Source organism: Flavobacterium sp. UM26 (assembly GCF_057922445.1).
The window spans coordinates 216733-241719 of the sequence record NZ_JBVHCY010000002.1 but is presented as its reverse complement, the minus strand read 5'-3'; the positions used below and the strand labels follow the sequence as shown (position 1 = coordinate 241719).

The window sequence follows — 24987 nt, the reverse complement described above, 5'->3', positions numbered from 1 at the left end:
TAACTCATACTTTTTTTTGTGTTTTTTTAGTATAGTATGACTTTAAGTTGTATGGCTTTGGGTAATTTTTGAGAAATATTTAGACCAAAAAAAAGCTGCCCTTTTATAAGGACAGCTTTACATGGAATTCAATTGAATTACTTCTTGATAATTTTTTGCATAGTTTCTTGTCCGTTTTCAAAGCGAATCAGAACAAAATATAAACCACTGCTCAATCGGCTGACATCAATAGTGTTAGCGTTTGTGTTGCTTTCCAAAACAGTATTACCTTGTGGAGAAAAGATGCTAAAACTCGATACCGCTGAGGTAGATTCTATTTGCAAAGTTTGACTCACTGGATTCGGATAGACACGAATTACATTGGTTGTTTCTACTTTATTAGTTGTTACTCCCAAAGTTTTGTTAGCTGGATCGCCCCAAGTATAAGTAAAACCATCTGTTTTATTCATTAAATCTGGGGTTTGATTTGTGCTTCCACCTGAGCCATTATTAAAAATTACATTTATAGCTGTAGGGCCTGTAATCGTATATTTATAAAAACCATTGGCGTCAGCTGTCATATTTACCCCAGGCCAAACGGCATTGGCCACACTGCCAGTCGGTGTAGCACCCCAATAGTATACTTTTGGAGTTACGGTCCAGTTTGTTGGTGGCTTAAAATATACAGTAATTGTTGGTACGGCACTAAAGGTATAGCTTTCTGTTTTGATGGCTGAGTTGGTTCCAGCTGTGTTTCTAACAAAAGCTTTCAATACGGTGGTTGAAGTAATTGCAAAAGATTTGCTTCCCACTGCTGATAGCGAAGCTGTAGTTGGCGTTGTTCCATCGAGGGTGTAGTAAATGGTCGAAGTGGTTTCGTTGGCCGTTAAGGTTACATTTACTGTAGTCCCTGTAGTAAAATTGCCTCCAGGTTTCGAAAAGGTCAAATCAGGAGCGATGACAGGACATCTGTTGGCAGGTTCACCATTCAACCAAGCCCCATCGTAGTATTTGATTCCCGCTGTAGCAGATAAATCGGCAGTTTTTAAGGTCCCATCATTGAACAGTAAATTGGAAGCCGAAACCGTACTCGGGAAAGTGTATTGATACCAATCGCCACAATCTTTGGTCATCGCAATTCCCGGCCAAGTTACAACTGGAGCAGTTCCTGTTGGCGACCAATAGTAGATTTTTACTGCAGCATTCCAATTGGCTGGTTTTTTGAAATATACTGTAAAAGTTGAGGGAGTGCTAAACGTATACGTTTCTGTTTTGATAGCAGAGCTAGTTCCAGCGGTGTTTTTTACAAAAACTTTAAGCGTTGTAGTGTTGGTAATGGCAATACTTTTAGTACCAACTGCTGAAGGTGAAGCTGTTGTTGGCGTTGTTCCATCGATGGTGTAATAGATGGTTGATGTAGCTTCGTTGGCTGTAAAGGTTACATTTACTGTAGTTCCAGTCGTAAAGTTGCCACCTACTGGCGCAATAGTTACATCAGGTAAGATAACAGGGCATCTGTTGGCAGGTTCTCCAGCTAACCAAGCCCCATCATAATATTTGATTCCCGCTGTAGCAGATAAATCGGCGGTTTTTAAAGTCCCATCGTTGAACAATAGATTTGAAGCACTAACTGTTGATGGGAAAGTATAACTGTACCAATCCCCACAATCTTTAGTCATTGCAATTCCAGGCCAAGTTACTACTGGGGCTGTCCCTGTTGGTGACCAATAGTAAATTTTTACTGCAGCATTCCAATTGGCTGGTTTTTTGAAATAGACCGTAAAGGTACTAGGCGTGCTAAAAGTGTAGGTTTCTGTTTTGACAGCAGAGCTAGTTCCAGCGGTGTTTTTCACGAAGGCTTTAAGTACTGTACTTGCAGTAATGGCTATGCTTTTACTGCCTAAGGCTGATGGCGAAGCGGTGGTTGGTGTTGTACCATCTAAAGTATAGTAAATGGTAGAAGTTGCATCATTTGCTGTAAGTGTTGCATACACTGTGGCGCCTGTAGTAAAATTACCGCCCACTGGTGCAATGGTCAAATCAGGTGCAATAGGAGTGACGTTGCAACGATTAGCTGGTTCGCTAGCTAGCCAAGCGCCATCATAAAATTTAATTCCTGCGGTTGCCGATAAGTCAGCAGTTTTTAAAGTTCCGTCGTTAAAAAGTAAGTTCGAAGCAGATACTGTACTTGGGAAGGTGTATTTATACCAATCGCCACAATCATTTGTCATAGCTACTCCGGGATAGGCTGCAACTGGAGCTGTTCCTGTTGGTGACCAATAATAGATTTTTACAGCTGCATTCCAATTGCTTGGTTTTTTGAAATACACCGTAAATTCTGGTAAGGCCCCAATTGAGACAGTTTTGGTGATAGTTTCTGAAATGTTACCTTCATTATCCACGGCAAACACTTTTATAGTTGTTGTCTCGGTGATGCTAATGGTTTTACTGCTAATAGCGCTAGCCGATGCAGTGGTTGGAACACTACCATCAGTGGTGTAGTAGATTTTTGGTGAAGGATCGGTACTATCGGTTGCTTTTATGGTTACGTCTACCGTTGTTGGTGAATTTGTAATGTCTGGTGTAAACGTAAGTTTTGGAGCCACATCTAGATTTTTTCCAACCCAAACGTGTTGAATTTTCGATTTGGTGACATTGCCTTTTTTATCAGTTACTTCTACATAATAATCCACTAATTTTTCTGAAAGTCCTGCAATTTCTGCATGGTATTGATTGGCAATTACGGTAGGCAGCATGTACAAATCGGCTTGGGTACTATTGGTTACATTGCCCTTAGGGAAAACTCTTTCGGTCATGGGTAAACTTACCCAAGAACCCACTTCGGTTCCACCGGCGTATGTATCGTTATGATTTGAGTTCGGATTGTTTTTTCCGTCATTATCGATACGGTATTTTAGCTCAGCTCTTTCAATACCGCTTACATCATAAGCAAAAGTGTACACCGTAAAGTCGGCAGAATTTAAAAATTCTTTGTAAGCATACGGAGCTCCGTATCCTTTTTCTCCAGGATTATAAGGCCATCGCTGTGGAATAAAAACAGAAGGTTTGGTGTTGTCAACGCCTGGGTGTGCGTTAAGGGTAGGTTGTGCAAATTCTACACAGCGGTTTACAGCCAAGGTGGTTTTGATTTCTAAATCCTCGGCTAATCCATAATACGCATTACCACTGTCGTATCCAGCCATCAAAAAATGCCATGCTTTTTCAGCTGGACTTATGGCTGCTGTTGGATTAACGATTTCGCTAATGCGGAGATTGCTTCCTTCGAGTTGTTCGGCCATAATGGCGTGGTTTTCACCTGCGGTAGTTATGGCTTGGTTCATCATATCTTCTGTCCAGCCATTAGGATTGAATTTTTTGGTAACAGGATCAAAAAAAGGCCAAAGCCAGTTTGTAAATTGTGGATGACCAAAATCACCATCGGCATTCACCCATGCACCGTCTTCTACGTGTACTACTTCAGATTCTGGGACAGGATGATCTTGTAAATATTGTGGAATAGTTGTAGCGTTATTTCCTTTGGCAGCCGAAGCATGCGAAAAACCAGTAACCGATTCGTTATAATAAGAAGAACCGCCACCCCAAGCATTATCACCATCATGAGCAAATAAAACCAAAGGTTGTCTTGGAGAGGTTGAAGCTTTGGCTGCAATAGGGTCAATTAGAGTAGTGCCAATGGCAGAATAGCCATCTTCATAACTTTCGTAATCCGCCATAGGAACCACGGTGATTTTGTATTCCTGAGCGGTTTCAGGATCGATGTATTTGGCTTTGTAGGGCAAATAGGAGTAAGGAATAGCGAATTGTCCTCCTCGGGCATCTTTTTGCGCAGAAAACCACGTATTCCCTTTCGTGTCTACTTGGTCGGCTTTGTTGGGAACATCACACATCGTTCCACCAGAACCGTATTTTAGAGGATAGTCGGATAAGGTTCTTGAAAGATGGCTATTCGCAATCACAGACCACTCAATGCCACACTCTTTTAAGGTTTTGATGATTCTTTCTGAGAAAGCGCATTCTGCTGGCCAATAGCCTTTAGAATCGTGGGTGCCAAACAATTGAGCACTGTAGTATTGGTGTGCTTTGATTTCTTTGGTCAAGGCTTCGTCGCTCAGCAAAGGCGATAAGGCGTGATGCATTGTAAAAGAAACCACTTCCATTCTTGGGAATCCACCCGAAGTTTTCCAGCTTTTGGCATCCTTGATGTTTTGCGTCCAAGAGGTCGAATAGCCCCATTGGTTGGCTTGGGCTAATTCCTGTACGTTTTCCATCAACGAACCTCCGTAAGTGATTTGAGCCCCTGCTTTGGGCAAATCAGCTATCGAGGAAATGGCGTTTTTTGGGGCAAATTGGTAGGCGGCTACACGGTCACCGGTACTAAAAATCTCCACTAAGTTATTAGTAGGATGGGCTAGTCCGTTCTTGTCGTTGTTAGCTCCCGATGTTTTCAAATCTTGTGATTCTTTGACCATCTGGTAGCGATTGGGGTTTTTCTTGCTGACATCACCCCAATAAGTAGGTTGGTGCAAATGCCACAAATAAGAAGTGCTTATTTGTGCTTGCGCTCCCAAACCATAGACGAGTAGGGGTAAAAGCCATAGTACTAGTTTTTTCATAATTTAGTTTTTGGTAATTAAAACATTAAAATTTTGTTAAATTTATCAAAAAATACAGTCCAAATTATGAATGTCATAGTTGGTGTTTTTACTACAACGTTTTAGTGTTTACAACTTTATTTTAAAAACATTTTTTATAACAAATGGATTTGCAGATTCTTAAAAAATTAACATCATAATAAGAATGTGCTAATTTTTTAATAGTTGCATCTGTTTTTAAAGCTAAAATCACGTTTTTTCTAGAAAATCTATAAACGAAACTCAACATGATATTTCGAATTAAAATAGGCTTTAGGAGCACCACATTCTTGCGCACCACACGAGTCGTCCTGCTGTCCGTTATATCTTGCTGTGCGAACCCCGCCCAGCAAGGATGCCACTACCATCGCGGCTAGGCAAGGAGGTTTTGGTTTTCATAACATAAAAAAAAACAGCAACATTCTTTAGTGAATAGTGCTGTTTAAAAAGTTTTATTTTGAACTGTTGTGAAGAATCATTCGCCCAAATAAGGGTCTTTTATCTTTTTAGCTTGGTACTGAATATTTGAAAATTTCACTTCGCATTTTGAACCTACAGGCGATTGTGCCAAAAATCCAACTTCAAAGCCAGCTTTGGCATCAAATTGTAGATGTCTCACCAAAAACCAATGCTCACCATCGGTTGAATAATACAAGGTAATCACATTGTCCGCTTTTGCTATTTTGTAAAACACTTTATTGGTAGTAAGTTCGACAGAATTACAATCATCAGATATGTTTTTTGTGACCACACTAACCACTCTTTTGGCTCCGGTATAATCTTTTTCAAAACAAAACTTAATCCAGTTTACATTGTCGCTTTTTATAACCAAGGCGCCACCGTCCCATTTGTTAGAAAAAGAATGCTCTATACCAGCCGTCAGTACAAAATTTTCATCCGCTTTGAATAGTAATTTTGGAGCATTGTCTGTGTTGTACGTCACATTGGGGTCCCGAAACATATCTGTCTTTTCACCTGCGAGCATCACGAGTTCGTTATTTTTTATCGAAAACGACACTGGCGTATTGTCCCAATGCAAATCATGAGGAATAGTCGAAATTTTTAGTTTGTCCTTAGGCTGCCCAAAAGCTACAACACCAAAAAAACAAAAAGCTGAGAAAATAAAAAGTCTTTTCATAGGTATATGCATTAAAAAGTTTATTTCGTTCGTGTAAAATGCTAGCGGTAAAAAAGCGCTAAATCCCATTCAAAGAACCACAATTGGTCCGTTGTGCACCACCGTCGTCTCTCAAAAATAATCAAAATTGCGCAATAAAAAGAATAGGAAACAGTTTTTGAACGGATAACAACTACAGCAGTTTACCATCCCAATTTGTTTTAGGAGCACCACATTCTTGCGTACCACACGAGTCGTCCTGCTGTCCGTTATATCTTGCTGTGCGAACCCCGCCCAGCAAGGATGCCACTACCATCAGGGCTAGGCGAGGAGGTTTGGTTTTTTTACCATTTAAGCTAAATGCTCAAATTGTTTGTAGCTTGAGTTACAGCAGTATTTTACGACATCCACGTTTCTTCTTTCTTTACCACTTTCCATTTTCCATTTACTTTTTTCAAATATACTATATATCCAATTCCAGCTTTCCAACCACAACGACAAGAAACTTCTATTCTTCCATTTTCTTTGGCTTTATCAAATGTTATGTAAGCAAACGACATTACAGCGGCAAACTTTTTATATTTTTCTGACCAGTTTCTATAATCTTCTATTTCTGGAAGTTCTTTAAAATCTTTGAAAATAAACTTTGTGAATTTAAGTTGTTTTACATCTCTAAATCTCTTGTCTACTGCAATAACTATATTGAAGGTATCTTTTTTTATCGCTTCATTTTTTGCTATCCAATTCGGGTCTTTTGCTTCTTCTTTTGTTGGTGGACTTGCATAAATTCGTCTGTCAAGATAAGTTGAGTCAACAATATTTATAAAAACTTGTTTAAATACATTTTGTTCAAACTCATCGGCAGATATTTCCTTATCTGGCTCAGTGTTTTTACACCCTATTAGCGTTAAAAATATAAAAACTAGAATTTTTGTAGAGTGTTTCATAATATTGGTGGTAACGTTCCAGCGCTACACGCAGGCTGGGATTAAAGATGCGTATTCTTTCGGTTAAAAACAAATGTTTTAAATATAAACTATTTTCAAATTAAGCCCATTGCCCAGCTTGCTTGTAGCGTGTGTTAGCTGTGGTGTTTATTCAGGTTTTTAAATTCGTTCCATTCTTTTTGTTCAGATAAGCAAAGAATATCAACACAATTCAAGTATCCTATTTTGTTATTTACATAATAGTGTTTTATTACTTCTTCAATTTCTTTAAATTCACAAGCATTATTTTTTTGAAATTGTATTTTTTGTTTTTTATTATCATTAAATTTAATTATCAGATAATTTTTAGTCCCGTTAGATAATCCATTTTCGTAATTAAAACCCATTAAGTAATTAGTTTTTCTTAAATCTAACCAATCTACGCCCTCTATTTCAATCTTCTTTATATCACTTAGATTAATTTTTTGGTCGTTGATAACAATGTATTCTTTCTCAAAAATAATCTTCCCATTTAGTTTGCCTTTCAACTGCTCATTTTGATTAATTCCTTTAAATTTTAAAAATCCTCCGATTAAATACAAAAAAAAGCAGAGTATAAGTAGAAAATTAAATATTGGGGATTTTTCAATTTTAAATATTAGAGCAATAGAAGCAACACCCAGAAAAATAATTAAGATTGTGTAATTAATTATTCTTGTTCTAGTCCAAACAAATTTTTCCTCGAAAATATTAAAATGCTTCAATTTAAGTTTCTTTCTTTAACATTACAGCTAACTAGTGTATAGTCGCTACTATACGGCCAAACTTGGGTAGATAATCACAGTTTTATCTCGTTTTATTGTTTTTTCAAATATATAGAATTTTCATTACAAATTTTTTGATTATTTAGGGTTTGTTGTTATTGGTTTATGGTTTGGAGTTTATGGTTGTTGTTAAAAAAAAACACACCCCCAGCCCCTATAACTCCATTTGTTTATTTGCTTTGGAGTCGTTGAATCTTCGATTTCAAGTGGGGAGTAGTAACTGCTAAAAAAGGGATTTGGAATTTATAAATTGGAATTTCTTCGCATAACGTTTCTAGCCCTGATGGGAGCGGCATCCTGTGGCTCTGGGGTTCAGAGCCACAGATATAGCGGACAGCAGGATTAGCTCCTAAAAAATAGTGTAATGGAGGAATTTGCCCTTCGACTGCGCTCAGGGTGACGTTTTTGGGATTTGGGATTTAAGAATTAGGATTTAGGATTTGCCCTTCGACTGCGCTCAGGGTGACGTTTTTGAAATTTTGTAATTTGCTTTTTGCTTTTTGCCTTTTGCTTTTTGCTTTTTGCCTTTTGCCTTTTGCTTTTTGATTTTTGAAATTAAAAATGTCATCTTGTCATATTTTTTTCCGCCATTTTTGGGGTAAACTGACAATTTATAGACTGACATCGGCTTGGCACAGTCCTTGACTTACCGACCTCGAGTTGTTAAAACGAGTATACAATAAAAATTAAATATATTAAAAATGGGTAAAATAATCGGAATTGATTTAGGTACGACCAACTCTTGTGTTTCTGTAATGGAAGGTAATGAAGCAGTTGTTATTCCTAACGCAGAGGGAAAAAGAACAACGCCATCTATCATCGCTTTTGTAGAAGGTGGAGAAATTAAAGTGGGTGATCCTGCAAAAAGACAAGCAGTAACTAATCCAACTAAGACTATTGCTTCTATCAAACGTTTTATGGGACACACTTTTGCTGAAACTGAAGAAGAGGCAAAAAGAGTTCCTTACACAGTAGTAAAAGGAGACAACAATACGCCACGTGTGGATATTGATGGTCGTTTATACACTGCACAAGAATTGTCAGCTATGACACTTCAAAAAATGAAAAAAACTGCTGAAGACTATTTAGGTCAAACAGTAACTGAAGCAGTTATTACTGTTCCTGCTTACTTCAACGATGCACAACGTCAGGCTACAAAAGAGGCTGGTGAAATCGCTGGTTTGAAAGTAATGCGTATCATCAACGAACCAACTGCTGCGGCTTTGGCTTACGGATTGGATAAAAAAGGAACAGATCAAAAAATTGCTGTTTACGATTTAGGTGGAGGTACTTTTGATATCTCTGTATTGGAATTAGGAGACGGAGTTTTCGAAGTATTGTCTACTAATGGTGATACTCACTTAGGTGGTGATGACTTTGACCAAGTAATCATTGATTGGTTGGCAGACGAATTCAAAGCTGAAGAAGGTATTGATTTGCGTTTAGACCCAATGTCTTTACAACGTATCAAAGAAGCTGCTGAGAAAGCAAAAATTGAATTGTCTTCTTCTGCAGAAACTGAAATCAACTTGCCATACGTTACAGCTACGGCTTCAGGACCAAAACACTTAGTGAAAAAATTAACTAGATCACAATTCGAAAAATTGTCTGACAGTTTGGTAAAACGTTCTATGGCTCCAGTAGCACAAGCTTTGAAAGATGCAGGTTTGTCTACTTCTGACATTGACGAAGTTATCTTGGTGGGTGGTTCTACTCGTATCCCAAGAATCGTTGAAGAAGTTGAAAAATTCTTCGGTAAAAAAGCGTCAAAAGGTGTTAACCCTGATGAGGTTGTAGCTATTGGTGCTGCTATCCAAGGTGGTGTATTGTCTGGAGATGTAAAAGATGTATTGTTGCTTGACGTTACACCTTTGGCTTTAGGTATCGAAACTATGGGTGGTGTAATGACTACTTTGATCGAAGCTAATACGACTATCCCAACTAAAAAATCTCAAGTTTTCTCTACGGCTGCTGATTCTCAACCATCTGTTGAAATCCACGTATTGCAAGGAGCTAGAGCAATGGCTGCGGATAACAAAACTATTGGTCGTTTCCACTTAGACGGAATTCCACCAGCCCCAAGAGGTGTTCCTCAAATTGAAGTTACTTTTGACATTGATGCTAACGGTATCATCAAAGTATCGGCTACTGACAAAGGAACTGGTAAATCTCACGATATTCGTATCGAGGCTTCTTCTGGTTTAACTGCTGAAGAAATCGAGAAAATGAAAAAAGATGCTGAAGCAAATGCTGAAGCTGATAAACAAGCAAGAGAAAAAGCAGAAAAATTGAACGAAGCTGACGCGATGATTTTCCAAACAGAATCTCAATTGAAAGAGCTTGGTGATAAATTATCTGACGATAACAAAGTGGCTGTAGAGTACGCTTTAACTGAATTGAGAATGGCACACCAATCTCAAGATCTTCCAGCTATTCAAACAGCTTTGGATAACATCAACGCTGCTTGGAAAAAAGCAACTGAAGCGATGTATGCTCAAGGTGAACAAGGTCAAGCTGCTGCTGAGCCACAAGCTCAAGCACAAGGAGACAATGTTGAAGACGTTGAATTCGAAGAAGTAAAGTAAGTATTTAGTACCTAGTACTAGGTAGTAAGATAAACCGAGTCAGTAATGGCTCGGTTTTTTTGTGTTATAGTCTCAAATTTTGATACCAATGTTTTGCTTTTGATGATGTAGAAAAAGGAGAAGTAATACAACTGTTATTTGAATATAGTCTTATCGTTTTTTTGTCATATCGAGGTGTTTTTATGCTATAAAATGATATTAACTTTGTCAGGTTGAGCGCAGTCGAAACCCTTCTTAAAACAAAAAACGTCAATGGTATCGCAGTAGAGATTTAAAGAGGGTTCTCGACTGCGCTCGAACTGACAAGATGGACTATTTTATGGTTTTCCTATTAGTTTTTTTTTTTGGGTTGAAGGGGCTTCAGCATGCAAACCTACAAGGTTTTGAAAACCTTGCAGGTTAAATAAAAGATATTTATTCATACAAAAAAAAGGTCTCGCTTGTAACGAGACCTTTTGATATTGCACGAAAGGGTTGCTTATGATTTTGGATTCAAAGCAGCATCGATTCGAGCTACTAAATCCAATAAGTGAAATTTACTCAAACGGTCCATTCTCGCTGCAGCGACTTTCATTTCGTTTTTCAATCCTACCAATTGTCCTCTAGCGATAGAAGGTAAATCGGTTTGGGCTAAATTTACAGTTCTTGAATTCATACCGTAAGCCGCACCTACACTGTTAGAACGTACTACTGCATTACCTGGTTTTAGCATAGCAATTACTTTATCCACATACAGTTTTTGGATGTTTCTGCGGTAAATGTCTATTTTGGCTCCACCTGCTAATTCTGAGAAGATGCCTTTTTTCAAGTCGGTCATTAACTCGTCTACAGAATAGTTTTCAGGACTATTACTTGCGCTTTCCATCAAACGTACCATTCTGTCTCCAGCTAATAAGTTAGAAAGGGTTCCGTCTTGCATCGCTTTGATGGCTTCTACACCACTTTCTGGACTAATTTTAGATAAAACGTTAGTATCTAGTAACCATTTTGGTGTAGCAAATAATTGAGTGTTTAAGAAGGCAACTGCTTCTTTTTGGATGCTTTTTGGAACAACTTCAAATTGGTTACCTGACATATCATAGGTTTTTGGTGTGTCATAAATACCTCCAACGTTTTTAGTCACGTGTCCCATATAACGTCTGAATTGTCCTGTCAAAGCATTGTACATTTCTTCTAATTCTGAATAGCTTTCTCCTTTTTCGGCACTCCAATTGATTAAGTTTGGCAAAATGCGTTTTAAGTTTTTGATTCCGTAAGCAGAAGCTTTCATAGCATTGTCACCAATATCTTCTGTTTGGTATCTTGGGTCATAAGGACTAGCTTCTGTTCCAAACCACAAACGACGGTTTTTGTAGGCTTCTTTGGTCATTTCGTTCAAGATGGCTTTTTCTGCTTTTTCATCTTTGGCGTCAGCAAAATAAGAATACCCCCATTTGATGGCCCATTTGTCATAATCACCAATTCTTGGGAATAAGTGTTTTACCCCGTCTTCTGGCTGTGCTACGTAGTTGAAACGCGCATAATCCATAATAGAAGAAGTGTGACCGTTCTTTTCTTGGAAAGCAGGATCTCTAAGTTTTTCTACTGGAGTAGCAGTACTTGCTCCCATATTGTGACGTAAACCTAAAGTATGACCCACTTCGTGAGAAGAAACAAAACGAATCAATTCGCCCATTAGGTTGTCATCAAATTGTTTTTTTCTTGCTGCTGGATCAACAGCCGCAGTTTGGATTAAATACCAGTTTCTCAACAAACTCATAATGTTATGGTACCATCCGATATGGCTTTCTAGGATCTCCCCAGATCTTGGATCGTGTACGTTAGGCCCATATGCATTTTGGATATCGGCAGCAAAATAACGCAATACAGAGAAACGAGCATCTTCTAAACTCATCGTTGGGTCATTCTCTGGCCAATATTCGCCACGAATAGCGTTTTTCCAACCTGCTGCTTCAAAAGCTACTTGCCAGTCGTCAATTCCTTGTTTGATAAATTTTCTCCATTTGATTGGGGTAGCAGGATCGATGTAATATACGATTGGTTTTTTCGGTTCGATCAATTCACCTCTTTTTTGTTTGGCAGCGTCTTCAGCATTTTTAGGTTCTAATTTCCAACGAACGGCAAAAATTTCGGTATCCGATTTTTGAGATTCTTCTTCAAAAACATCGATTTGGTTGGCAAAGTAACCTACACGAGCATCGAAAGTTCTTTTACGCATTGGCACTTTTGGCAATAGCAACATCGAAGTATTCAACTCTATGGTTACTACACCTGCATCTAAACCAGCAGGTAAGTTGGTTCCAATTCTAGGTGTTGGATTCAACGATAACTGCGGCGCTGTTGTAGCATACGTTTTTACAGTTTTGATTTCAACATTTATCGGATAACTGCTAATTTTTTGAATGAAAGAGCGGTCTTTTTGAAATCCTTGGATGTTGAGTAATTGTTTTTTGATAGGATCCAAAGAAAAAGTTTGTAAATCCGACTCGAAAGTAGGCGTCATATCGATTACATAACCAGTCGTTTCTTTTCCTTCTTTTTTAAAAGCTAAAATTTCATAGTTCCCAATGATAGGATCTGCTGATGAATTTTTTACCGCTTGTGCAATAGGTTTGTCTTCATCTGGAGAAGTGATAACGTGTGTGATAGAACGCAACAATAGGTTGTTGTTCAATCCTTTTTCCCATTTGATTACTTGACGATTTACTTCTTCACCCCCAAAAACACCTCCGCCTGCTGGGGTTTTAGAATAACGAGTAATCGTCATGATTTCTTTCCCGATAAGCGTATCGTTGATTTCGAATAAAAACTTATTGTCGGTAGTTTTATGAATATCGAAAAGTCCTTTTTGGGTAACGGCAGTAGAATCGACTACTTTGTTATACGGTTTAGGCCCTTTTTTTTCAGGAGCCTTTTGTTCTACTTTCGGCGCTTCTTTACCCGAATCTTTCTTTTTTTTGCTTTGTGCAACGGTCACTTCGGTACAGCAAAAAAGAAGTGCGGTACCAAGCAGTAGCAATTTGGTTTTAGACATGTTGATTTTAAATTTTTATTGGTAATAGATTGATAATTTTTTTTTGAAAAGTCTACAATGAAATAGTTTTCTATCCTCAAACCTATTAAAAAAAAACAAAAAAAGAACTGTTTTGTAAGTTAAAATTTAAAAATTAACAATCGTTTACGATGAATTTAAATTTATAAAAAACCTGATTTTTCTCATAAACTATACTCTTTTTTTGCTTTACTTTTGTCGAAATATAACTAGTGGTATTTCAACAAGTTCGGTAATTTTGGAAGTCAAATGCCTTAAATTCAGCTAAATATTAATTTATTTTTCGTAATATTACTAGATAAAATTCATTCATGAGAAAAATAAAATACCGCAAAGGACGAAAAGTACAACCCAATGGATTAGAATATACCGGAATCCATAAAAATAAAGAGTCGGAAATGCAACTCTTTGTTTATGATGTAGTTGGCTTTTCTGAATATGTTGATTTTGAATTCAAAGACTTGAATGCTTTAGTAGATAGTACTAAAAATAATTGGTTGAACATTCACGGCCTAAACAATCTTGATTTAATCAAAGCCATTGGTTCTTATTTTTCGATTGATAATTATGTGTTGTCTGATGTCTTAAATACATCGCGTAGGACAAAGTTAGAAGAAACACATGACCGTTTGTTTTTTAATATTAAATCGATTTTGCCAACCGAACATTCAGATAACATAAGTGTGGAGCAAATTAGTTTTTTGCTAAAAGACGGTATCTTGATTTCATTTCAAGAAAAAAGGTCTGATTTTTTTACGCACATTAGAGAACGCATTCGTCAGAACTCAGTTATCTTAAGCACCAAAAAAACAGATTATCTTTTGTACACTTTACTTGATGCAGTAATGGAAAATTTTTATATCACCATCGAGAATGAAGAAGATCGTTTGGAAGAGATTATCAATTTATCAAAAACCAGTTCGAATCCTGTAATTTTGGAACGCATCGAAAAACATAGAGACAATTTCAATTTTTTAAAACGAGCTATTATTCCGCTTCGTGATTCGCTATACGATATAAAAAGCATAAAAGACGACAATACTTTTAATGTGATGCAACCCGATAGTTTTGTGTTTTTTGGTCGGTTGTACCAAAAAACATTAGAGCTTTTAGAACAAATCGATTCGGATATGGGTTTATTAGAAAGTGCCTCTAATTTCTTTTTTACAACACAATCTCACAAGATGAATGAGATTATGAAAACTCTAACCATTGTATCGGCTATTTTTATCCCGCTCACTTTTATAGTGGGTGTTTACGGGATGAATTTTGACAATATGCCAGAATTACGTTTTCAAAATGGTTATTTTTATGTGTTGTTATTAATGTTGGCCATTGGAATTGCAATGGTTATTTACTTTAAAAAGAGGCGTTGGTTTTAGAGTTTACAGTTGAATTTAGCATAGATAATGATTAAAATTAGTTACAATGAATAAAGCAATATACATCGCCACTAGCGAACAAAACTGTGGTAAATCAATCATCAGTTTAGGATTAATGCAGTTGTTAATTGGTAAAACAGCTCGCGTAGGGTATTTTAGACCCATTATTGAAGATTTTGAAGAAGGACAGTTTGATAATCATATCGAGACTGTGATTTCTCATTTTGGATTGGATATGAAGTTTGAGGATGCTTATGCTTTTACCAAAAGTAAATTAATCAAGAAAAAGAACAAAGGAAAGATTGGTGAAGTACTGGATGTGATTATTGAAAAATTCAAACGACTGGAAGAGAAGTTCGACTTTGTCCTAGTTGAAGGTACCAGTTTTATTGGAGAAGGTACCGCTATAGAATTAGGAATTAATGTTCTCATTGCTAAAAATCTTGGTATCCCAACCATCATCATTGGTTCAGGAATTGGTAAAACACTAGAAGAATTGGTGGATAGTTTGTATTTGGCTTATGATACGTTCAAAGTAAAAGATGTTGAAGTAATTTCGGTGATTGCCAATAAAGTGCAACCCGAAAATATTGAATTGGTTACGAATGATTTGAGAAAAAATCTACCAAGTACAGTTTTAATCAATACGATTCCGCTTATCTCCAGCTTGAATAATCCTACGGTACAAGAAATTGTAAATGAGATTGGTGCCAAAGTGTTGTTTGGTCACGAATATTTGAACAACCAAACAGGAAGCTACAGTATTGGAGCTATGCAATTGCCTAATTATTTGTTACACCTCAAAGAGAATGGTTTGATCATTACACCAGGTGACCGTGCCGATATTATCTTGGGGGCATTACAAGCCAATGAATCGGCTAATTATCCTTCGGTTTCTGGGATTGTTTTGACAGGAAATATTATGCCAGAGGAAAGTATTTTGAAATTGATTGAAGGATTGTCAACGGTAGTTCCTATTCTTACGGTAGAAGGTGGAACGTATAATATTTCGAATCAAATAGGAGCGATTAAGTCTAAAATTTATGCTAATAATACTCAGAAGATTGAAACTTCGATAGCTACTTTTGAAAAATATGTCGATATCGATGCCTTGGCAGAGAAATTTACCTCTTTTGAATCAGATGGAATTACGCCAAAGATGTTCCAATACAATTTGGTTAAACGAGCCAAAAAACACCGTAAACATATCGTCTTGCCTGAAGGTAATGATGACCGAATTTTGATTGCTGCCTCCCGTTTGCAATTAATTGATGTGGTTGATATTACTATCATTGGAAATAAAAAACAAGTAGAAAGCAAAGTGTTAGAACTTGGTTTGGACTTTGATTTTGATAAAGTAGCGATTATTAATCCGACGGAATCTGAACATTACGAGGATTATGTAAACACGTATTATGAACTGCGAAAAGCCAAAAATGTATCGTTGGCGATGGCAAGAGATTTAATGGAAGATGTGTCTTATTTTGGTACGATGATGGTCTACAAAGGACACGCTGACGGAATGGTTTCGGGAGCGGCGCATACAACGCAACACACTATTTTGCCGGCGCTACAGTTTATCAAAACTAAGCCTAATTCGTCTGTGGTTTCGTCTGTTTTCTTTATGTGTTTAGAAGATAGAGTTTCTGTTTTTGGGGATTGCGCGATTAATCCGAATCCAACCGCAGAACAATTGGCAGAAATCGCTATTTCATCAGCGGATTCGAGTTTGGCATTTGGAATAGACCCTAAAGTAGCGATGTTGTCGTATTCTTCTGGAACTTCTGGTAAAGGGGATGAAGTAGAGAAAGTAAGAGCCGCTACCGAAATTGTAAAAGCCAAACGTCCTGACATTAAAATTGAAGGACCAATTCAGTACGATGCTGCGGTTGATATGAGTGTGGGTAAAAGTAAAATGCCAGATTCACAAGTTGCGGGACAGGCTAGTGTCTTGATTTTTCCAGATTTGAATACAGGAAATAACACCTATAAAGCGGTTCAAAGAGAAACTGGCGCCTTGGCGATTGGTCCAATGTTACAAGGATTGAACAAACCGGTGAACGATTTGAGTAGAGGTTGTACGGTAGATGATATCATCAATACGGTGGTAATTACGGCTATACAAGCACAAGGATTGTAAATGCATGCCAAAAGGTAAGTTGCTGCCTTTTAGCCCCGATAGGAATGAAAATCCTTTTGCCCCGATTTTTTTCGGGGAAAAAGATTATAATGGATGACGGGACTTTGACCACAAGAAAGCGTATTTTTGCCGCTTCAAAAAATGAAACAAATAGGCTTGGTTGTAAGCCAAACATAATAGTAAAATTTACATATATGAAAATTGTAATTATTAATTCAGGAAGTTCATCGATAAAGTATCAATTGATTGAAATGCCAGAACAAAAGGTGATTTGTAGTGGAATGATTGACCGAATAGGGTTGGATACTTCTAATTTGACCTACACCACAGCGACGAATAAAATTGTGGAGTCCTTACCAATTGCCAATCATAAAGTGGGTTTGCAAAAAATTGCGCAGTTGTTGATGGACGAAAAAGTAGGGGTGATAGCGTCTACTGCCGAGATTAAAGCGGTGGGGCATAGAGTGGTGCACGGAGGTAGTTCTTTTTCGAATACGGTAGAAATTACAACTGAGGTTAAGGATCAAATTCGTCAGCTTTTTGAATTGGCTCCTTTGCACAACCCTGCTAATTTGGAGGGGATTATTGTGGCCGAACAGATTTTTGAATCGGCTAAACAAGTAGCGGTTTTTGATACGGCTTTTCATCAAACGATGCCGGTTGAAGCCTACAAATATGCCATTCCAAATTATTTATTGTCCGAAAATAAAATACGAGCTTATGGATTCCACGGAACCAGTCACAAATACGTTTCGGAAAAAGCCATTCAGTATTTAACGCAAAAAGCCAACCATAAAGCAGATAAAATAGTTACCATTCATTTAGGAAATGGATGTAGTATGACGGCTATAAAAGACGGAAAAAGTATAGACCACACGCTTGGTTTTGGACCGATGAATGGATTGATTATGGGAACTCGTAGCGGTGATGTGGATCCATCGGTGATTTTTTACTTGGTGAAATCTTTGGGTTATTCTACAGACGAAGTGAATGCTTTGTTGCAAAAACAAAGCGGAATGCTAGGTTTGACAGGCTACAGCGATTTAAGAGATATAGAAAGTAATGCAGAGGCAGGCAACAAAGATTGTCAGTTGGCACTGGCAATGAACGCGTACCGAATTAAAAAATTCATTGGTTCGTATGCCGCAGTGTTGAATGGTTTGGACGCTATTGTTTTTACAGCTGGAATTGGAGAGAATTCAGATTATATTCGTCGCCTAGTGTGTGCTGATATGGAGTATTTTGGTCTTGAATTGGATCAAGAACAAAACAGCATTCGCTCTAAAGAAATCAGAGAAATAAATACGCCAAGTGCTAAAACAAAAATATTGGTGGTTCCAACCAATGAGGAAGTGGAGATTGCCAATCAGGTGTTTGAATTGCTTTCGTAGTGAATTGAAAATAAAAAAAACAATCCCCTAAACCATTTTAATCGTGTTTAGGGGATTTTTTAATCTCTATAATTCAAGGCTGGTTTACGGTCACCAAGTAAAGGTTTGTACTGATAATCGCCTTTACTTGCTTTGAATTCTTCTTTGGCCTTTTGAACCAAAGCTGGATTCGTAAGCAAGTCGATGGCCATATACGAAAGTGTTTTGGCAGCCACAAGCATTCCTTTGATACCTATATCGGTTCCACCACAAGCAACGGCTTGCCAGCTGTGTGCTCCTGTTCCCGGAATCCAAGTCGCGGTTTCGATTCCAACTGTTGGAACGGCATAGCTTACATCGCCTACATCTGTTGAACCTTGATTTTTGTCGATATGCATGGGATTGATTTTGGTAGCATTCGTGATAGGTGGTTTTTTGTCGATAAAACTGCTTTGAATTTTAGTCGCAAAATCTATTTCTTCTGGGGTGTACTGTACGCCTCCAACTTTTTCTAAATTGATTTGCATAGCATCAGCTAGTGTTTTGTTGATGAGCAAATCGTGAGTGCCTCCAATAATTTCATATTCAGAGCGGGTTCCTGTTCCCATGGCTGCACCTTCGGCAGCTTTGGCTACACGATCAAAAACATTAACAGCAATGGTTTTCTCTGGATTTCTCACATAATAATATACTTCGGCAAATTCTGGAACTACATTTGGAGCTTTACCGCCATTGGTTATAACATAATGAATTCTTGTTTCTTGAGGAATATGTTCTCGCATCATATTGACCATATAGTCCATTGCTTCAACAGCATCCAATGCCGAACGTCCTTGCTCAGGAGAGGAAGATGCGTGAGATGAAATTCCATAAAATCGAAACTTGGCTGATTTGTTAGCTAAAGCACTAGTGTAAGTTACTGAATTATTATCCGAAGGGTGCCAATGCAAGACTACATCAACATTGTTGAAAAGCCCTTCTCTCACCATATATACTTTTCCGCTTCCGCCTTCTTCTGCGGGACAGCCAAAGACTTTAATGGTTCCTTTTAACTTACCTTCTTTTATTAGATTTTTTATGGCAATACCAGCAGCAACGGATCCAGTTCCAAATAAATGATGTCCACATCCATGTCCATTATTCTTATTTGGAATCAATGTTTTGGTTGGCGAAGTATCTTGTGATAGTCCAGGAAGTGCATCGTACTCTGCTAATATTCCAATCACGGGATATCCCGAACCGTACGTAGCCACAAAAGCTGTGGGTATACCTGCTACACCTTTAGCAACGGTAAATTCATTTTCTTTTAATTGTTGTGCGAGTAAGTTGGAACTGTTGGTTTCTTTGTAACCTAGTTCGGCATAATCCCATATATTCAAAGCAATTTTCTTGTATGTAGCCCTTTCTTTTTCAATACTCGTATTGGCTTCTTTCTTAAGTGTTTCGATAGCCTTTTGGGACCAATTTGTTTGCGCGAGTAGGGTAGTGGCAAGAATAGCCCAAATTGTTTTTTTCATATCTAAAAAATAAAAGTCAGGTTTGTTGTGATGTTTTATGCTGATCAAAAGCGTTTTATAGAAAACTTTTTTTCAATAAGCTAATATACATTGATTTTACTTATCCTTGTTACTTTTCATAAAATTCAATGGGCAACTGGTCAGGATCAGCTATAAAAAGAAAGCGCTTGTTGGTGAATTCATCTGTGCGAATGGCTTCCATTTCGATTTGATTTTTCTCTAAATGGGCTACTATTCTATCCAAATCATCCACCTCAAAAGCCAAGTGACGCATACCCGTAGCTTCAGGTCGTGAAGGTCTTGAAGGAGGATTGGGAAACGAGAAAAGTTCAATAATATAGTCGCCATTGAGCGCTAAATCGAGTTTGTATGAGGCTCTTTCTTCTCGATAAATTTCACGGATAATCTCTAATCCTAACACTTCAATATAAAAGCGTTTCGATTTTTCATAATCCGAACAAATGATAGCGATATGATGAACTTTAGTAAGCATAACTTTCGATTAGTAAGAGTAGTAACTTTTTAAACATTTTTTATCAGCTTAAGAAAGCTGTATTTAGTGTCTTTCAAATGTATCAATTGCTTGTAAATACCACAAGTTTATTGCAGCTATTTCTTTCATTACTTTGTTATGAAAAGGTGCTGAAAAAAAGATTATTCCTGATTTTTATCATAGAATTGGAAAGGGCAGTGTTTTAATTTTAGGGTTTCTTTAATACAGAAGCTTTTACAAGAAACTAAAGCAGTTCCTTCTGTATAAATCAGGTTAATTACCGCTAAAGCTTCTATCAAAATACTTAAAAAATGCTTATTGAATTCAAAAAATGGATGCTAGTACCCTTGGCATTCTTCACCTCGCTTTGCTATAGTCAAAGCACTGAACTATCAGAAAAGAAAATCGAAAATCAACCCCCACTTTCAAATCCACCCAAAGAAACCAAAGCAGCAGATAAAAAGCTTGATTTCCTAACCAAAAAAGCCAGTTATGCCATTCTTTTTGTGGGTGATTATGCCAAAACATTCTCTTCAAATGTGGATATGAACGGCAATCACACCACAGACGATAAGGCTTCAGACAATGGTTTTTACCTTCGTTATGTTCGCTTGCAAGCCAAGTTCGAAATCAATAAAATTACGGCTCAGGTGTTGATTAATTTAGCCGATTTTAAAAACAACCCACAAACCCGAGTTTTAGAATTGGCTAATTTGAAATACAAAGCCAATAACTATTTGTCGATTCAAGCGGGGCAATTTCGTCCTTATTTCGGCTTAGAAGATTTGTATCCAGCCGATATTTTAAAATCCTATAATTGGTCCAATCAGTACACTCTTTTTGGGAACAATGGTTGGCAAAGCTTTCAAATAGGTGCCGCTGTTTTCGGTTCCCTAGCTGATTTGAAAATTCCTCTGAAATACTATTATAGTTTTGTCAACGGAAATGGAAAAAATCAAGTCGCCGACTCCGATAATGCCAAGCATCATATGTTTCGGTTAGAATACAAGGTAGGCAAGTACCTTAATTTGGGTGGCAATGTTGGTTTTTCGCGTTGGGATGGGCAATCCGCTAAGGCATATGGTGCCGATTTGCAATTTGAGAAAAAAATTAGTCCAACATTATGCTTGGCTTTGGATACAGAATATAAACGGGGCTCGAATTTGAATGCTTATACGGCTTCGAAACTTGTTCCAAAAGAATTGAATGATTATGAGATGCAAGGTATTTATGTGATTCCTTTGGTTCGAAAGATTATCGATGTTGACAAAAATATAGGCGTAGAGTTTTCTTTTCGTTATGAATACCTCGAGAATCTAGTGAAAGCTGGCAATCCACTCCGAATTTACACACCTATGGCAAGTTATATTTTGGGAGAAGATTATATCGGGAAGTTATCGTTGGTGGGGCTTTTTGTAGATTACAACAAAAGTATTCCCAATTCAGCACAATACGATTACAACCAAGTTTTGCTGCAGTATCAAATTCGATTTTAGGTAAATCGGGAATGAATTTATCTGATAATCTTCAATAACCAATATTTTTCTTGATTATAGCACAAAAAAAACCTGACCAATTGGTCAGGTTTTTATAGCATATCAGCAGAAACTTTTAAAGGTTTCTTGCTTTATGATGGGATTAGATAGCCGTAACAATAGCTAAGAAATCTGTAGCGTTCAAGGCAGCTCCACCAATTAAACCTCCGTCTACATCTGGTTTAGAGAAAATTTCTTTTGCATTGTCTGGTTTTACACTTCCACCATATAAGATGGTAAGGTCTTCTGCGATATCGCTTCCAAAGGCTTTACGAACGGTTTCTCTAATAAATTCGTGCATTTCTTGTGCTTGCTCTGGCGAAGCCGTTTCTCCTGTTCCGATAGCCCAAACTGGCTCGTAAGCTAAAACTACTTTTTCCCAATCAGCTGCTGTAATATGGAATAAACCGTCTTTTAATTGGTTTTCTACAATGTTGAAGTGATTTCCAGATTGACGGTCTTTTAATTCTTCACCAAAACAGAAAATTACAGTCATGTCGTGTTCCAATGCCGTATCTACTTTTGAAGCAATCAAAGCATCCGATTCGTGAAAAATAGCTCTACGCTCTGAGTGTCCTAAGATAACGTGGTTCACGCCTACACTTTTAATCATATCAGCAGAAATTTCGCCTGTAAAAGCTCCACTCTCGGCTTGGTGAAGGTTTTGTGCCGCAACTTGAATGTTGCTTCCTTCTAATTTAGTTACCGCTGCCGCTAAGTTTACAAAAGTTGGTGCAACGATTACTTCTGCTGTTGTTTCTGTTGGTATTTTTGCAAGTAAGTCAGTCAATAATTCTTGGGTTTGTGATGCATTTTTATGCATTTTCCAGTTTCCTGCTACAATCTTCTTTCTCATTTTTTTGTATTTATAGGTTGTATTATTTTTTTTATTTTAAACTTTTTAATGTTTCATCGATAGCAGCAAAATCGGTTTCTATAGCGCGGTAACGCACAATTTTTCCTTTTTTGTCAATAATGATGTAACGCGGAATCCAATCTAGGTCGATGGCTTTTCCAAAAACACCTTTCATTTGGTCATTAGCCATATAATGATCGCCTTTGATTTCGTGTTTTTCAATACCCGCTTTCCATTTATCAGCAGTTTTATCCATTGATATGAATACATAGTCTACATTAGGATGATTAGCTTGTAATTCTTTCAATTTTGGCATTGCTTTGACACAATCACCACACCAAGAGGCCCAAACTTCAATAACTACTGTTTTACCTTTGTGTTTTTTTAAAACATCTTTAAAAGCGACTTGCCTGTCATTGGCTGCTAATAATTTTTCATTCAAAGCCACTGACGAAAATGCTGATTTTTGAGCTTGAGTGCACGAAAAACTAGCAATAGCAATAAAAAGAGCGATTATTTTTTTCATTTTGTTGGTTTTTTCATTGTCTACAAATTTAAAGAAACTATTTCATCTAGGCACCGCTCGGATTGTTAGTTTAGTTGTTTTTTTGTTAAAAAAATACAACAATAACGTTATCGTTAATAAAATAGGGGATTTGTCGTAAAATGAGAACGTTCCTTGATAATTCACTGTAATTGATACTACAACTCTAATAAGTAAAATAATTTTTGATGTTTTTTAAAAGGAAAACCTATACTACAAAAAAAGAGTGCCTTCTCTTGTATCGAAGGCACTCTTTTTTGTGGTTGAAGCTAAAGAAATTATAGTTTCAATTTGTCTATATCATTGTAATGTACTTTTTGTTTGACTACTGCTTTTGAGATAATCACGATACTAGGATTGGCTCTTTCGATAGTTTTAAGCGCAATAGCATCACAAAAATAGAAATTGAACGTCAGACCAAATTGTTTTTTTGCTGCCTCAATTTGCTCTGGAGACGAAGCAGTCATTCCAATTACTTTATAGCCTTTAATCAATGCTTTTTTATGCAAAGCCTCTAATTTAGCCATTCCTTCGGGGTTGGATTTAGTCAAATCATATGTTACAAAAATCATTAATTGTTCATGTCTTAAATAACGATCAGTAAAATCTTGTCCGTCTTTTTCCATGGTAAAATCATGAATTGGCGGAATGTATCCTTCTTTGATTACTTTATCAATTCGGTCAACAAATGTGGCTCCAGCAGGAATACTCATTAACTCTTTTTCGGTATATTCTTTCTGAACACCATTTACTTTGTAGATGAATACCATTTCTACTTCGCTTTTTGGAGCATTATCTGGAATCATCATTCCATCATAGATATTGTTACCAACTTTAAATGGTCTGAAGTCTACAATTGGTAAATGATTCAATACCCAATATCCCATAAAGCAACAAAGTAGTAGTGCAAGGGCAACAAGTGTATTTTGTGTTTTTTTTCCAAACAATGGTTGCACTAATTTTTGATTGAAGTAAAGGATTAAAATAAAGATTAACAATACAACATCCTTTGTAAAAGATTGCCAAGGTGTTAGTTTTAAGGCGTCACCAAAACAACCACAATCTTTTACCACATCAAAATAGGCAGAATAAAAAGTCAAAAAGGTAAATAAAACAATCAGGATAAGTAAACTCCAAATAGTACATTTGGTTTTATAACCAATTAGCAGCAAGACGCCCAAAACCACTTCTAGTATTACCAAAAATAGAGCGATAGCCAGAGCAAATGGCTCTAAAAAAGGCATATTGAAAACTGGTTGGCTAAAATATTCGGCTAGTTTATAGGAGAATCCAACGGGGTCGTTAAGTTTTATTAATCCAGAAATGATAAATAGAATTCCAACGAAAAGTCGGGAGAATTGGGTTAAAAAGTTTTTCATAGTGGGGAATAATTTATTTTTTCAAATGAAATTGCATTAAGATCAGGGCAAAAACTGCATAGTTTATCATGTCTTGATAATTAGCATCAATGCCTTCAGAAACTAATGTTTTGCCTTTATTGTCTTCAATTTGTTTTACTCGAAGTAATTTTTGTAAAATCAAATCGGTAAGCGAACTCACTCGCATTTCGCGCCAAGCTTCGCCATAATCATGGTTTTTGGCTTCCATTAATGTTTTGGTGAGCTCGATTTTGTTGTTGTACCAAGTGGTTGCTGCGCTAACATCAAGGTCTGGTTGCTCCACAACTCCTAGTTCAAGCTGAATCAACGCCATAATGGAATAATTGATAATACCAATAAATTCACTTGTTTCGTCTTCGTCTACTTTTCGGATGTCGTTTTCTTGTAAACTGCGAATGCGTTGCGCTTTGATGAATATTTGATCAGTAAGTGAGGGCAGTCTTAGAATGCGCCAAGCACTTCCGTAATCTTTCATTTTGTTGATGAATAATTGGCGACAAATGGCTATAACCGCATCGTATTCTTGTGAAGTATTCTTCATTATTGGTGTATATTTGTATTCTGATTGCTCCAAAAATAAGCTATTTTTTTGGAATCGTTTACCAAATTTATACA

At 37.1% G+C, this 24987-nt stretch carries 16 protein-coding genes; 5 read left to right on the top strand and 11 right to left on the bottom strand.

All coding sequences use genetic code 11. The features are described 5' to 3' along the window. Window positions 1-137: 137 nt before the first annotated feature. The 4 genes from ACZ1AQ_RS03435 to ACZ1AQ_RS03420 form a co-directional block, all read right to left on the bottom strand. Window positions 138-4613 carry a starch-binding protein gene (locus ACZ1AQ_RS03435; protein WP_489631548.1) on the bottom strand — a complete coding sequence of 1492 codons (4476 nt, stop codon included), beginning with the start codon at window positions 4611-4613 and terminating at the stop codon, window positions 138-140. Between the two features lie 493 nt (window positions 4614-5106). Then, a complete protein-coding gene (locus ACZ1AQ_RS03430) occupies window positions 5107-5769 on the bottom strand; it encodes a DUF1349 domain-containing protein (protein WP_489631547.1) in 663 nt (220 codons plus the stop codon). Between the two features lie 377 nt (window positions 5770-6146). After that, window positions 6147-6695 carry a hypothetical protein gene (locus ACZ1AQ_RS03425; RefSeq protein WP_489631546.1) on the bottom strand — a complete coding sequence of 183 codons (549 nt, stop codon included), beginning with the start codon at window positions 6693-6695 and terminating at the stop codon, window positions 6147-6149. 134 nt (window positions 6696-6829) lie between these two features. After that, entirely contained in the window at window positions 6830-7438 is a 609-nt protein-coding gene (locus ACZ1AQ_RS03420; RefSeq protein ID WP_489631545.1) for a hypothetical protein, read from the bottom strand. Between the two features lie 761 nt (window positions 7439-8199). Here ACZ1AQ_RS03420 and dnaK point away from each other — a divergent pair. Beyond that, complete coding sequence (gene dnaK / locus ACZ1AQ_RS03415) at window positions 8200-10083, top strand: molecular chaperone DnaK (protein WP_489631544.1); 1884 nt, start codon at window positions 8200-8202, stop codon at window positions 10081-10083. A gap of 478 nt (window positions 10084-10561) precedes the next feature. Here the strand turns inward: dnaK and ACZ1AQ_RS03410 are convergent, their stop codons facing one another. Further along, complete coding sequence (locus tag ACZ1AQ_RS03410) at window positions 10562-13117, bottom strand: zinc-dependent metalloprotease (protein ID WP_489631543.1); 2556 nt, start codon at window positions 13115-13117, stop codon at window positions 10562-10564. A 329-nt stretch (window positions 13118-13446) separates the two neighbouring features. On the opposite strand from ACZ1AQ_RS03410, the gene corA reads away from it, so the two are divergent. The 3 genes from corA to ACZ1AQ_RS03395 all read left to right on the top strand — a co-directional run bounded on the left by corA (window position 13447) and on the right by ACZ1AQ_RS03395 (window position 18048). Beyond that, window positions 13447-14517, top strand: coding sequence for a magnesium/cobalt transporter CorA (corA, locus tag ACZ1AQ_RS03405; protein ID WP_489631542.1), 1071 nt, complete (start codon window positions 13447-13449; stop codon window positions 14515-14517). A gap of 46 nt (window positions 14518-14563) precedes the next feature. Beyond that, window positions 14564-16657, top strand: coding sequence for a phosphate acetyltransferase (gene pta / locus ACZ1AQ_RS03400; RefSeq protein WP_489631541.1), 2094 nt, complete (start codon window positions 14564-14566; stop codon window positions 16655-16657). A gap of 194 nt (window positions 16658-16851) precedes the next feature. Continuing rightward, a complete protein-coding gene (locus ACZ1AQ_RS03395; protein WP_489631540.1) occupies window positions 16852-18048 on the top strand; it encodes an acetate/propionate family kinase in 1197 nt (398 codons plus the stop codon). A 59-nt stretch (window positions 18049-18107) separates the two neighbouring features. Here ACZ1AQ_RS03395 and ACZ1AQ_RS03390 read toward each other — a convergent pair whose 3' ends face one another. Together ACZ1AQ_RS03390 and gloA2 are read right to left on the bottom strand one after the other, a co-directional pair. Next, complete coding sequence (locus tag ACZ1AQ_RS03390; RefSeq protein ID WP_489631539.1) at window positions 18108-19544, bottom strand: amidohydrolase; 1437 nt, start codon at window positions 19542-19544, stop codon at window positions 18108-18110. Window positions 19545-19653: 109 nt separating this feature from the next. Then, on the bottom strand, window positions 19654-20037 hold the full coding sequence (gloA2, locus tag ACZ1AQ_RS03385; RefSeq protein ID WP_489631538.1) for an SMU1112c/YaeR family gloxylase I-like metalloprotein: 384 nt from the start codon (window positions 20035-20037) through the stop codon (window positions 19654-19656). Window positions 20038-20348: 311 nt separating this feature from the next. On the opposite strand from gloA2, the gene ACZ1AQ_RS03380 reads away from it, so the two are divergent. After that, window positions 20349-21533 carry a porin gene (locus ACZ1AQ_RS03380; RefSeq protein ID WP_489631537.1) on the top strand — a complete coding sequence of 395 codons (1185 nt, stop codon included), beginning with the start codon at window positions 20349-20351 and terminating at the stop codon, window positions 21531-21533. A gap of 142 nt (window positions 21534-21675) precedes the next feature. Here ACZ1AQ_RS03380 and tpiA read toward each other — a convergent pair whose 3' ends face one another. The 4 genes from tpiA to ACZ1AQ_RS03360 form a co-directional block, all read right to left on the bottom strand. Further along, window positions 21676-22428 (bottom strand): triose-phosphate isomerase, encoded by a 753-nt coding sequence (gene tpiA, locus ACZ1AQ_RS03375; RefSeq protein ID WP_489631536.1) that lies wholly within the window; start codon window positions 22426-22428, stop codon window positions 21676-21678. Between the two features lie 31 nt (window positions 22429-22459). Beyond that, a complete protein-coding gene (locus tag ACZ1AQ_RS03370; protein WP_489631535.1) occupies window positions 22460-22954 on the bottom strand; it encodes a TlpA family protein disulfide reductase in 495 nt (164 codons plus the stop codon). 296 nt (window positions 22955-23250) lie between these two features. Further along, window positions 23251-24351: a BT_3928 family protein gene (locus ACZ1AQ_RS03365; protein ID WP_489631534.1), complete on the bottom strand. Its 1101-nt coding sequence runs from the start codon at window positions 24349-24351 to the stop codon at window positions 23251-23253. 13 nt (window positions 24352-24364) lie between these two features. Beyond that, window positions 24365-24913 carry a DUF1599 domain-containing protein gene (locus tag ACZ1AQ_RS03360; RefSeq protein ID WP_489631533.1) on the bottom strand — a complete coding sequence of 183 codons (549 nt, stop codon included), beginning with the start codon at window positions 24911-24913 and terminating at the stop codon, window positions 24365-24367. Between the last annotated feature and the right edge of the window lie 74 nt (window positions 24914-24987).